Source organism: Mycolicibacterium hippocampi, assembly GCF_010723735.1.
GTDB lineage: Bacteria > Actinomycetota > Actinomycetes > Mycobacteriales > Mycobacteriaceae > Mycobacterium > Mycobacterium hippocampi.
Window position 1 is genome coordinate 3,943,535 of the sequence record NZ_BLLB01000002.1, and the last position, 11,910, is coordinate 3,955,444.

Genomic DNA, 11,910 nt, shown 5'->3' on the forward strand with positions numbered 1-11,910 from the left:
ACATGGCACCGACAACAATCGAATTCGACGACATCACCGACGCCCGGTTCGGCGGTAAAGCGGCCGGACTTGCCGAACTGCGGCGCCTCGGGCTCGCGGTACCCGTGGGCTTCGTCCTCGCCGATGCCTCCGCCCACGATGCCTGCGACGCAGCGACGGACAGGTTCTCGCAGATGGCAGCAGACGGCGCCACCCCGGTGGCCGTCCGGTCCTCGGCGGTCGGGGAAGACGGTGACGACCAGTCGTTCGCCGGCCAGTACGACACCGTGCTCAATGTCGACTCCGTCGACGGCTTCGCCGCCGCGGTGCGCAAGTGCGCTGCCTCCGTGGGTTCCCGGCGTGCCTCGTCCTACAGCGGCGACGCCACGGCCCCCATGAACGTCGTCGTCCAGCAGATGGTCGACGCCCGCGCTGCCGGCGTGGTGTTCACCGCGGACCCGGCGACGGGGCGACGCGACCTCATGGTGATCGACGCCATCGCCGGGCTCGGAGAAGCCCTCGTCGACGGCACGGCCTCCCCCGACCACATCGTGCTGGACGCCGACGGCTCGCCCGTCGTGCACGAGGTGGGCCGCGTTGCGGTCCTGTCCGCCGAAGAAGTCGCCGAGATCCGTTCCGGTGCAATTAGTGCTGCGCAACACTGGGGTAGGCCACTGGATCTCGAATGGGCCATCGACCGATCCGGGAAACTGTGGTGGCTGCAGGCGCGCCCGATCACCACCCTGCCCGGCGATCTCAACGAGATGGACTCGCCGGTGGCCGGCGCGACGCACGTCTACACCCGCTGCAACATCGGTGAGATGATGCCCGGCGCGTTCTGCCCCTTGACCGCAGCGGTTTCCGGATACGCCATCGACTTCGCGATGCAGACGACGCAGGTGGTGGCTCGAGCCCAGGAAAGCTACGAAAAGCCTTGGCTTCAGGTCGGCTACTTCTACGGACACATGTTCTTGAACATGACCGAGGGCACGGCGTTGAGCTCGGGCATCCTGGGCAACTCGCTCCAGCAGTTCTCCATGTCGATCTGCGGCCGGGTGATCGACGAGCTGGAACCCAAACCTCCGGAACCCTTCACCCGCAAGTTCGTCAACACGATCCGGCTCACCTCTCATGCCCTGTCCGCCGGGCCGGCCATCCGCAGACTCGGAAGCCAGATTGCCGGGTTCCGGATCCCCACCAGTGACGATCCCCGAGTTGTGCTGCAACAGTTGGAGTCCGGGGTCGAAACATACTGCGATGTCACGTTGACCCACGTGCGGTCGTCGTCCCGTGCCGCAGTGGCTGCCAACATCCTCGAGAGCTTCCTTGTCAAACAGGCGGTGAAAGACGGACACAGCGAGGAAGAAGGCCGAGCCGAGGCCATGCGGCTGATGGCGGGAGCCTCGGACGTCGAGAGCGCGATGATGCTCGACGAGCTCCAGGCCGTCGTCCGTGCCATCGCCGCCGACGCCCCTGCCGCCGAACGTTTCTCGTCGGCCGCACCGGACGATGCGGTCACCGCGCTGCGGGCCGCTGACAGCCCCAGCGGGATCGCGTTGCGGCAGTTCCTGCTGCGACACGGCCACCGCGGCTACCGCGAGCTGTGCATGCGCGACCCTTCCTGGGCCGACGACCCAGGCGGCCTGGGAGCGATGATGCAGGTGATGCTGGGAGCGGTTCGGGAACCGACCGCCCGCGGGCCGGCGCCCAGCGCGGCCGATGCACCGACGTCGCGGTCCGTCAGGGTTCTCGCCCGCCTGGCGCAGGGTGGCGCGCGTGGCCGTGAGGAGACGAAGTCCAAGATGGCGCTGATGGCGCACGCGCTCAAACGCGGCTACCGCCATCTGGGCGAGGTGCTGGCCAGATCAGGTCGGTTGCCCGACGCCGACCTGGTGTTCTTCTTCGACCGGGACGAGTTGGCTGATCTCGTCGGCGAGCCGGACACCACCGCACTCGCGCAACGCGCGCAGCGGCGCCGCGAGGCATTGGCGTTCCAGGACTCCCTCGAGTTCGACGACGTCTACGTGGGCCGGCCCACGCCGGTCGTGACGCCGCCGCCGAACGCGTGCGGCGACGACCGGATAGTCGGCCGACCCGCCAGCCGCGGCGTGGTGGAAGGTACCGTCCGCGTGGCGAAGTCGATCCAGGATGCCCGTGACGTGCAGCGTGGCGAGATCCTGGTCGCACCGGTGACCGACGTCGGGTGGACGCCGTACTTCACCGTGATCACCGCACTGGTCACCGATATCGGCAGCTCGGTGTCACACGGCGCCGTGGTAGCACGGGAGTATGGCCTGCCCTGCGTGGTCAACACCCTGGTGGCCACCCGGGTCCTCGCGACCGGCGACCGGGTGCGGGTCGACGGTGACCGCGGTCTCGTCACCCGGCTGCCGCGCTGAATCCATCACGCCGGCTCCACGCGAAACGCTTGGTGGGTGCGGAAAACACCGTGCGGGTCCCACTGCGCCCTCACAGCGTTGAGCCGCCCAGCGCTGGCGCCGAACGCTGCGGCCATCCGCGCGCTGCCCTCCGCGCCGAGGAAGTTCGGGTACGCCGCCCCCGTCGACCAGGGCACCATGTCCGTTCGGAACGCCTGCGCGACGCCGCGGCAGCGCGCGTCGTCGGCAGGGTCCTGCCACAGCAACAGGGGGTGCACGATGAACCGTGCCTGGCGCCCCGCGAGTGGCGAATGATCTGCGCCGAAACGGGTTACGGCGCCACCCCAGGGGACGATGAACAGCTGCGACGGGCCGGCCGGCAGTTCGGTCGCGCGTTCGGCGAGCACGTCGATCGCCTCGTCGGGCAGGTCGACGACATTCTCTGCGGTCCAGTAGTTCCGGTATCCCGGCGGGTCGTCGAGCGAGCACTGGAAGTCGGCGTAACCGGTCGGGCCGAAGAAGTCGGCGTCAGGGCCGAGCGCCCGAATCGGAGCCAGCGCCTGTTCACCATCTGCGAGGGCGCCCGCCCACATGCCCGCCACTGCGACCGCAGGACGACCGCGCAGGTGCTCCGGTACGTCGTCATCGTCATCCGGGGCGGTGATGCACGCGACGATCAGCGCGAGCTCCTCGGGCGCGTCGTTCATCACGTCGCGGAATGTTCGCATCACCTCGCGAGTGCGCTCGGCGCCGAGGAGCGCGAGCCCGCCCCACACCTGCGGCCCGACCGGGTGCAGCCCCAGCTCGAGTTGGGTGACGACGCCGAAGCTGCCCCCGCCGCCCCGTAACGCCCAAAGCAGCTCGGCGTTCTCGTCCTCCGACGCGCGGACGATCCGTCCGTCCCAGGTGACCAGCTCGGCGGCGAGGAGGTTGTCGCACGCCAGGCCGTGTTTGCGCTCGAGCCAGCCGGAACCGCCACCGAGGGTCAGTCCCGCCACCCCCGTCGTCGACACGCGCCCGCCCGTCGTGGCCAGCCCGTGCGCCTGGGTCGCCCGGTCGACGTCGGCCCAGATCGCCCCGCCCCCGATCCGCGCGATGCGACGGTCGACGTCGACGCCGATGTCGCTCATGCCTCGCACATCGAGGACCACACCGTCCTTACACAACGACAGGCCCGCGACCGAGTGCCCGCCGCCGCGGACCGCGATCGGCAGTGCGTGGTCCCGGGCGAACGCAAGCGCGGCAACAACGTCGTCGATGGCGACGCACTCGGCGACGAAGCGTGGCCGGGTGTCGATCATGGTGTTGAACAACGTGCAACTGTCCTGATAGAAGGCGTCACCCGGCTCGTGCAGGCCGCCTTGCAGGCGGAACCGCAGCTCGTCGACGCTGGAGGTGATCGTGGAATTCGGCATGGGGCAAGCCTGCCGCCGTCGGCACGTCGGCACATCGCCAGAACCGGCCATGTGGCGCAATGGCCGGAACCGGCCAGGGTCAGTCGAGCAGGCCGTGCCGGGTGGCATAGGACACCGCTGCCGCCCGCGACGGTGTGCGCAGCTTGGTCCGGATGTTCGCCACGTGTCGATGCACAGTGTGGGGGCTCAGGAAGAGCCGCTCGGCGATCTGGCCGTCACCGAGTCCCTGGGCCACCAGGCGCAGGATCTCCACCTCACGCGTGCTGAGCTCGTCAGCCGAGGACCCGGCCCCGTCCCGCGGCGATCGGAGAAGCGCCATCGCCTCGAGTGCGGCGCGGGACTCCCCGTCGGCGCGCGCGCCGTGGCCGAGCGCCTGCAGCGCCGCAGCCAGAACCATCCGCACGCACGCCTCGTCATAGGGTGCCGAACACGCCGTGAACAGATCGGCGGAATCCTCAGCGGCCTGGCGGGCACCGTCGTGATCACCCACCGCTGCAAGGACGTTGGCGCGCACGTGGAGGCTGCGCGCGCGCATGTACGGTGTCCCGAGCCGCACCGCCAGGCCTTCGATCTCCTCGACCACCGCGATCGCACCACCGGTGGCTCCTGCCGCGGCGTGAGCGCGCGCACGGAGCTCCAGTGCGGGGAAGCGCTCGAGAATGCTCGCATCGCCGAGGTTGCGCAGCACACGGTCGGCCGCGTCGGCTGCCGCGTCCGCGTCCCCGCCGGCAAGGTTCAGCTCGCCGAGGGCCAGAAGAGCCTGCGGCGCGGGCAGCGCGCTCTCGAAAAGCTTGCGCGCCTCGCCGAGGTCACCCTGCGACGCGCGCAACCGACCGAGACGCACCGCACTCGGTGCCGCGAGGGCAGGACGAGTGATGCGCAGGTCCTCGATGGCGCTGACGAGTTCCTGCTCGGCCGAGACCCAATCACCTCGGGTCGCAAGCACATCGCCGTAGGCGGTGCGGCACACGCCGAAGAAGTGCCGCGCCTGCCACACCTCCGACAACTTGTGCAACGCGCGGCACCACTGCGCCGCCCGCCCGAAGTCGCCCACGTTCGCGCACACCGACACGGTGTGGCAGAGTGCCCAGCCCGGCGCGGCGATCTCGGAGAAGTCCTCGGCGACAGCCAATGCCGCGCACTCGTCGAGGCGCTGTAGCCCCTCCTCCACCGCACCGAGTGCGACGAGTGCACTTCCCAGTATCGCCAAGCCGACGACCTCCACGCCGACGTCCGGGATTCGGCCCGCCAATTCGACCGCCTCACGCGCCTTTGTCATCGCGGTCGCCGGATCGGACTCGCAGAGCAACGCGATATCTGCCTCCAGCAGCAGGTTGTAGCCCTGCTCGGGGCACGGCGCGAGATCTCCGGTGAGCGACCGCGCCCGTCTCAGCCACGCGGTAGCCACCGCGTCATCGCCCAGGAAGTCCAGATGATCCGAGGCCAGCCACATCGCCATCCGCGCCGCACCGCACGCGTCTGCTCGTTGTTGATAGCAGCGATACGCCCGCTCGCGCGCGACGAACACCACGTCCTGATCGCCCTGCCACCATGCAGCGCGACTCAGACCCTCCCACGCCTCAGCCGCATCCCCGCTAGCCACAGCCTCTTCGAAACAGGCACGCGCCTGCGCCCAGTTCGCGCGCTCGAGCGCCGCGCGGCCCGCCGCGACAGGGTCGGACTCGGTGAACGGCGTCGCGTTCATGGGCCGACCATACCCGCCACCGATCGACTCCCCCGACATTCCAACCGGCCCAAGCAATCACCACGGCCAAGCATTCTCGCCCTGCGCTGAGCGTCAAGCCTTCTTGCCTGTTGCGGCGTCGTCGTCACCGTCGAGTTCGAGGTAGCCGGGGGCCGCACCGTCGGCGACCTGGTCGGCCAACTCCAGCCCGGCGCCCGCATACACGTTGAAGGCGATGCCGACACCGTGGTCCTTGGCCCACTGCACCTCGTCGTCGTACCGCGCGACCGCGGCGACCTTGCCGCTGAACCCCGACTCGCGCAGGCATTCCAGCGCGGTGACGTTGGCGCCGTGACGCGGCATCGCCAGCACGGCGATGCGCACCGATCCCGAACGCCGGAGCTGATTCCAGAAGTACAGGTCGGTGGCGTCACCTTCGATGACCCGCAGGCCCTCCGCTGCCAAACGATCGATCCGCGGGCCGTCGTAGTCGACGCCGACGACCCGCAGCCCGTAGTGATCGGTCAGCCGCTGGTACGCGGCGAACCCGACCCGTCCCATGCCGATCACCACCACCTCGGCGTCGCTGGCGTCGCCGGGGCGTTCCTCCGGATGCAGCTGGTGTTCGTCCTGCGCGGGAAGTCGGGCGGCGATCTTCTCCACCATCAGGTGCCCGCGGCCGTTGACCAGTGCCGACACCACGAAGCTCATGGCCACCGCGATCGACATCTCCACCAGCCAGGCTTCTGCGAGCATCCCGACCGAGACCCCGACCGACACCACGATCAACCCGAACTCGGAGTAGTTCATCAGGCTCAGCCCGGACAGCAGCGCGGTGCGGTACCGCAGCTTCAGGCGTGACAACAGCAGCACATACCAGGCCGCCTTGAACGGCAGCAGCAGCACCATCAGCGCCGCGACACCGATGGACGGCAGGTCCGGCAGCCCTGTCAACCCGATGGACACGAAGAACCCGACGAGAAGCAGTTCCTTGATGTGGAACAGCGACCGGGCGAGCTCGGAGGAAGCCGGGTGCGACGCCAGGAGCACCCCGATGATCAGCGCGCCGAGGTCGCCCTTCAAACCGAGCGCGGAGAACAACGCATACCCGGGCACCAGGGCCATCACGATGCCGAACAGCGACTGCATCTCACCGTGGCCCAGCCGGCTCCAGATCCTGCGCAGGACCCGGGTGAGCGGCCACAGGCCCACCAGTGCCAGCGCCCACGGGCTGGGCAGCTGACCGCTGGTTGCGGTCAGGAAGACCACGGCGATGATGTCCTGCATCACCAGGATGCCGATGGCGACGCGACCGTAGAGCGCGTGCGATTCGCCCCGCTCCTCGAGGACCTTGACCACGAAGACCGTGCTCGAGAACGACAGCGCGAAGGCCAGCAGGGCGATCGTCTGCATGCTCTGGCCCGCCAGCATCGCCACTCCGGCCACGGCGGCCAGCCACAGGGCGGCACCTCCGAGCACGATGCTGAGCGTCATGTGCACCGATGTGGTCAACCAGACCTCGCGGCGCAGCAGGATGCGCACATCCAGCTTCAGACCGATCGCGAACAACAACAGCGTCACACCCAGATCCGCCAACACGTCCAGTTGCGGCAGTTCTTCGACACCGACGGCGTTGATGACGAACCCCGCTGCCAGGAACCCGACCAGCGGTGGCAGACGTGCCACCAGGGCCAGACCGCCGAGACCGAACGTGATGACGAGATAGATGGCGACAGCTGTCATCCGCGATCTCCTTGCTCATTGGTTACCGCACTTGACGATTGGCCTCGAGGCCGGCTGGCCCAGCCGACGTCACGGTCCAAGCATCCAATCGTGTTCAATGATCTGCATGTCGAGTCGGCAGCCACGCTGGGCCCGCCCACCCCACGTCAGGACCGTACGCGGTGAATGAAGCCGACGCACAACTGCGCGAAGCGGTCAGCCGGGCAGTGGATCGCGCCATCGACGACGGTGAGGTGTCCGCATTGACCGAGCTGGTCAAGACGCTGTCATCAGCCGATGTGGTGAACCTGATCGAGCGATCCGACAGCGAACACCAGGCTGTGCTGTACCGGATGCTGCCCAAGGGCCAGGCCCTCGAGGTGTTCGAGAGGTTGGATGCGAGCCTGCAGCGTGATCTGGTCGGGGCTTTGCAGGACGACACCGTCGCAGCGCTGTTCGCCGATTTGGACCCCGACGACCGGGTGGAGCTGCTCGACGAGCTTCCGGCCACCGTCGCGCGCCGACTCCTCAAAGGACTGCCGCCGGAGGAACGCGAGAAGACGGCCGGCATCCTCGGTTACCCGCTGAGGTCGATCGGCCGCCGGATGAGCCCGGAGTTCGTGGCGCTTCGACCCGAACTGACCACAGCCGAGGCACTGGTGCGGGTGACACGCCACCTCGACGACGCCGAGACCGTCTACACGCTTCCGGTCGCCGACGAGCACCGAAAGCTCATCGGCACCGCCGGGCTGCGGGACCTGCTGAACGCGCCGCCCGGCACGACCGTCGCCGAGGTGATGCACCAGGCGCACTGGGTGCGTGCCTCCGACGATGCCGAAGCCGCCGCGCGCCACTGCGCCGACCTCAAGGTGTTGGCGCTGCCCGTGGTGGACAACGAGAACCGCCTCATCGGGATCCTGACCGTGGACGATGCGCTGCAGATCCTGGAGGACGCCGAGTCGGAGGATCAGGCCCGCATCAGCGGCGTGGAACCTCTGCGGCGGCCGTACCTCACCGCGCCGGTCGGCAGCCTGGTCCGGTCGCGGGTGGTGTGGCTGCTGGTTCTGGCCATCGGCGCCACGTTGACCGTCCAGGTCCTGGAGGTCTTCGAGCACACCCTGTCCCAGGTGGTGGCGCTGGCCCTGTTCGTCCCGCTGTTGATCGGCACCGGCGGCAACACGGGCAATCAGGCCGCCACCACGGTGACCCGCGGGCTGGCTCTCGGCGACGTCGAACCGTCAGATCTGTTCAAGGTGCTGTTTCGGGAGTTCCGGGTGGGTCTGTCGCTCGGATTGCTCCTCGGAGCGGTCGCGTTCGCCGCCACCAGCATGATCTACGACCGTCAGCTCGGCACCGTGATCGGTCTGACGCTGCTCAGTGTCTGCACGATGGCGGCCACGGTGGGCGGCGTGATGCCGCTGCTGGCGCGGACGATCCGCGCCGACCCCGCGGTGTTCTCCAATCCGTTCATCACGACGTTCGTCGACGCAACCGGCCTGCTGATCTACTTCCTCATCGCCAAGGCCGTGCTCGGCATCTGATATCCATCCACCACGGGAAAATTCGCGGCAACCGACCCACCGGACCCGCGGCGTGCGGCATGGTTGACGCCATGGCGAGCCAGAAGGTTCCGAGCCCACAGGACATCAAGGCCGCGGCACAGGCGGCCGCCGGGACCGCACAGGCGGTTGCCTCGGGGGCCATGCGGATCCCACCCGCGTCGATACAACTTGCTGCCGAGCTTCCCGACCTCATCGAGAATCTGGTCACCGCCACCGAGCGGCTCAACATCGCGATCGACCGGGCGGAGCGCTACCTCGCCCTCGCCGATCCGATGATCCGGACCATGGATGCTCTACTGCCTCAGCTGGAGGCCCTGGTCGCCACCGGAAACGACGTCTACACCGCCGTGTCGTCCGTTCCCGGAGTCTCCACGCTGGGACGGCTGGCTACCCGTGGTTCGGATGCGGCGCAGAAGAGTCGACCCGCCCGAGGTCGTTCCAGCCCGAAAAAGTCCCAGGGCATGTCCTAGGACATATCGTCGGCTCAGGCAGCCGAGCGGAGGGCGCGTTGGGTATCGGCCCTTCCTGCCCCTCTGTGCAGCGCGATGAGCGAGCCCGACCGGACCACACCCAGCGGCCCGGTACCCGCGAAGCGCGCGATGCCCGATACCCGCATCGCAAAGCCTGCCTTGGCGTTCCGGTATCCGACGCGGATGCCGGCGCCGAACATCACGACCAGACCGGCGAGCCCGGGAAGCGCACCGGTGGCCAGTGCCCACAGGGACAGTGGCACCAGCAGTGCGCCGAACGCGCGATCGATGAACGACTGGTGTTCACCCATCCGCGCGGCGAGAGGCGACGGCGCGGTCTCCGGTGAGGCCGCGAAAGCACTGAAGGCCGAAGACGTCAACGCTCCCGATCTCGACGGCTCGCTCAGGTCGCCGAACAGCAGCTCTGCGGTCATCGGCAGCGTCATCGGCGACGGCACCGTCGTGTCGGGGACCGGGGTGACGGCCTCGGGCAGGATCTCGAGGCGACTCTCGTGAGGCCCGCCGATCATCCCGGGATTGGTGCCGATGACCTCGACACCGAGCATCGCGGCGAGGTCGGCGGCGAGGTCAGAGGGCAACTGCCTGACGGCGGTCGCGGACTCCGACACAGAGGCCATGACGGTCTCCAGCAGCGCGATGACATCCGAGATCGGCGTCTCGGAGAAGGGCAGCGAGAAGACCACCGGGGGCACCGCGGCAGCAGCGCTGCCCAGAGACACCACGACTGTCGTCATCGTCGTGAACACGCGGATCAGCGGCCTGGGTTCGGCCGCCGCCGTCTCCTGCTCTTCGGCCGATCCGTACGGGGACGCCGAATCGGAACCGGTAGTTTCCGGTGAGCTGTCCTCCGTCGGCGCAGCAGATTGCGCGCCACCGGAGTCATCGGTCTCGGGTGCCGGCGACCCGGCCGCCACGTCCGCCGCATCGTCGGAAGCGGGCTCTGCCCGATCCGGGGTTGCCGCAGCGGTCTCGTCGGCCGGTTTCTCCTCGACAGGCTCGGCCTCGTCCGCGACCGCGACCTCGTCCGCGACCATGTCGTCGAGGACGTCCTCGACGACGGGCGCCGATTCCGCGCCCTCCTCGGTGGCCGTCGCGGCTTCGTCGTCGGCTTCTGTGTCTCGGGTCTTGACGCGATCGGCACCCCGGGCAGACCCGAAGACGCGATCGCGGTGGGACTCGACAGCGCTCGTGGCGCTGCGCACGACATCGCGCAAGGTGGTCCTGGCCGATTCACGACTGCCGGTGCCGGAGGATTCCGACGAGCTGGTTCGATCCTGTCCGGTACGGGTGGTGGTATCGCCGGTGTCCGCCGCAGCCACGGCACCGCCCGCGCCCCCCATGAGGAGCGCGGTCGAGAGCACAAGCGCGCCGGTCGCGCCGCGTAAGCGCCGCATCAGTGAAACCTTCCCTCACCCCGAACTGGATCCTGGTCGCCATCCTGGCTGCGTAGCAGAACCACAATTGTCGCATGCGCGACCCATCAGCAGGAACAATCCGGAAACCCACATGATTCTGGCGCGCACAGCAAAGGATTCGTCAACGCCTGGCTACGCCGGCGTGCTCGAGGTCCCGGCGTTCTCGAGGCCCCGTCCGGAGTCCTGGGGCTCGTCTGCGGAGGCGCTGCGCCGTCCGAGCAGATTGTCGAGTGCCCACGCTCCCCCGCCGGCAAGGGCCAGCAGCAGGAACGCGAAGCAGTACAGCACCGCCGACTCCCCACCGTTCTGGATGGGCAGCAGCCCGTCGGGTTGGTGCCGCCAGAAGTATGCCACCGCCATCGTGCCGGAAGCGATGAATGCTGCTGCACGAGTGAATAATCCGGACATCACCAACAATCCTGCGACCACCTCGATGAGTCCGGCCCACCACGAGGGCCACGCCCCGAACTGCGCCGTGCTGCCAACTCCCGGCGGCCAGCCGAAGAGCTTCACCGTTCCGTGCAGCGCGAACAGAAACCCTGCCACCACTCGGAACACGAACAATCCGACGGATGCATAGATGCCCGTTGTCGGGGCGCTCGGGATGCGTGCCATGCCGCTACGCTATGGCAATCGGTCGCCGGGCGGGGGGCTACGTCCGTGATGTCACGGCGGACCCGCAAACCCCTAACGCCCCACCTGGCAAGCATTCTGGGGGGGAGCCACCGCCGACCAGCACAGTCCTGGGGTGGATGAGCGTCGGGCGTTGGGCTCCGCGTCCGGACAAGAGCGATACCGTGTGACGACGTGCGGCGACCTCGGCCGCGCAGGACCAGACATGAGGTGTGTGATGCATCCGTTCCGCAAGGCCGTCGAAGCTCGCGACGAAGCCGCCATCGAAGCCTTGTTGGCCGATGATGTCGTGTTCACCAGTCCGGTTGCCTTCAAGCCCTACCCGGGAAAGCCCATGACCGCGGCGATCCTGCGCGCCGTGATGCGGGTGCTCGAGGACTTCCGCTATGTCCGCGAGATCACCGACAGCAATGGCCGCGACCACGCCCTGGTGTTCGAGGCGACGGTGGCCGGCAAGCATATCTCCGGGTGCGATTTCCTCCATGTCGACGACGCCGGACTGATCGACGACTTCATGGTGATGGTGCGCCCACTGTCAGGGGCGACGGTGCTGGCCGAGGCGATGGGCGCCCAGTTCGAACGAATTCAGCGCGAGGCCCTCGAAGCCGACCAGCGCGCGCGCTGACGCCGG

Annotated in this window: 9 protein-coding genes; 4 read left to right on the forward strand and 5 right to left on the reverse strand. The window is 68.4% G+C overall.

Translation table 11 applies throughout. From position 1 onward, the window contains the following. The first annotated feature begins 2 nt into the window (after positions 1–2). Entirely contained in the window at positions 3–2,378 is a 2,376-nt protein-coding gene (locus tag G6N53_RS20055) for a PEP/pyruvate-binding domain-containing protein (RefSeq protein WP_163891315.1), read from the forward strand. 5 nt (positions 2,379–2,383) lie between these two features. Here G6N53_RS20055 and G6N53_RS20060 read toward each other — a convergent pair whose 3' ends face one another. The 3 genes from G6N53_RS20060 to G6N53_RS20070 all read right to left on the reverse strand — a co-directional run bounded on the left by G6N53_RS20060 (position 2,384) and on the right by G6N53_RS20070 (position 7,199). Next, on the reverse strand, positions 2,384–3,772 hold the full coding sequence (locus tag G6N53_RS20060) for an FAD-binding oxidoreductase (RefSeq protein WP_163891317.1): 1,389 nt from the start codon (positions 3,770–3,772) through the stop codon (positions 2,384–2,386). Positions 3,773–3,851: 79 nt separating this feature from the next. After that, positions 3,852–5,477 carry a helix-turn-helix transcriptional regulator gene (locus G6N53_RS20065; RefSeq protein WP_163891319.1) on the reverse strand — a complete coding sequence of 542 codons (1,626 nt, stop codon included), beginning with the start codon at positions 5,475–5,477 and terminating at the stop codon, positions 3,852–3,854. A gap of 93 nt (positions 5,478–5,570) precedes the next feature. After that, the gene (locus G6N53_RS20070; RefSeq protein ID WP_163891321.1) at positions 5,571–7,199 is read right to left on the reverse strand and encodes a cation:proton antiporter domain-containing protein; all 1,629 of its coding nucleotides are present in this window, start codon (positions 7,197–7,199) and stop codon (positions 5,571–5,573) included. Between the two features lie 161 nt (positions 7,200–7,360). On the opposite strand from G6N53_RS20070, the gene mgtE reads away from it, so the two are divergent. Both mgtE and G6N53_RS20080 read left to right on the forward strand, forming a co-directional pair. Next, a complete protein-coding gene (gene mgtE / locus G6N53_RS20075) occupies positions 7,361–8,719 on the forward strand; it encodes a magnesium transporter (protein ID WP_163891323.1) in 1,359 nt (452 codons plus the stop codon). 71 nt (positions 8,720–8,790) lie between these two features. Next, a complete protein-coding gene (locus tag G6N53_RS20080) occupies positions 8,791–9,210 on the forward strand; it encodes a hypothetical protein (RefSeq protein WP_163891325.1) in 420 nt (139 codons plus the stop codon). Between the two features lie 14 nt (positions 9,211–9,224). Here G6N53_RS20080 and G6N53_RS20085 read toward each other — a convergent pair whose 3' ends face one another. Both G6N53_RS20085 and G6N53_RS20090 read right to left on the reverse strand, forming a co-directional pair. Further along, positions 9,225–10,625 (reverse strand): hypothetical protein, encoded by a 1,401-nt coding sequence (locus G6N53_RS20085; RefSeq protein WP_163891327.1) that lies wholly within the window; start codon positions 10,623–10,625, stop codon positions 9,225–9,227. A gap of 153 nt (positions 10,626–10,778) precedes the next feature. After that, on the reverse strand, positions 10,779–11,261 hold the full coding sequence (locus tag G6N53_RS20090) for a DoxX family protein (protein ID WP_163891329.1): 483 nt from the start codon (positions 11,259–11,261) through the stop codon (positions 10,779–10,781). Positions 11,262–11,496: 235 nt separating this feature from the next. On the opposite strand from G6N53_RS20090, the gene G6N53_RS20095 reads away from it, so the two are divergent. Next, entirely contained in the window at positions 11,497–11,904 is a 408-nt protein-coding gene (locus tag G6N53_RS20095) for a nuclear transport factor 2 family protein (protein ID WP_163896122.1), read from the forward strand. The last annotated feature ends 6 nt before the right edge of the window (positions 11,905–11,910 follow it).

Coding starts and splice junctions, on each gene's coding strand:
- G6N53_RS20080 (WP_163891325.1), top strand. CDS start 8,791: ATGGCGAGCCAGAAGGTTCCGAGCCCACAGGACATCAAGGCCGCGGCA.
- G6N53_RS20090 (WP_163891329.1), bottom strand. CDS start 11,261: ATGGCACGCATCCCGAGCGCCCCGACAACGGGCATCTATGCATCCGTC.
- G6N53_RS20095 (WP_163896122.1), top strand. CDS start 11,497: ATGCATCCGTTCCGCAAGGCCGTCGAAGCTCGCGACGAAGCCGCCATC.
- G6N53_RS20065 (WP_163891319.1), bottom strand. CDS start 5,477: ATGAACGCGACGCCGTTCACCGAGTCCGACCCTGTCGCGGCGGGCCGC.
- G6N53_RS20085 (WP_163891327.1), bottom strand. CDS start 10,625: ATGCGGCGCTTACGCGGCGCGACCGGCGCGCTTGTGCTCTCGACCGCG.
- G6N53_RS20070 (WP_163891321.1), bottom strand. CDS start 7,199: ATGACAGCTGTCGCCATCTATCTCGTCATCACGTTCGGTCTCGGCGGT.
- G6N53_RS20055 (WP_163891315.1), top strand. CDS start 3: ATGGCACCGACAACAATCGAATTCGACGACATCACCGACGCCCGGTTC.
- G6N53_RS20060 (WP_163891317.1), bottom strand. CDS start 3,772: ATGCCGAATTCCACGATCACCTCCAGCGTCGACGAGCTGCGGTTCCGC.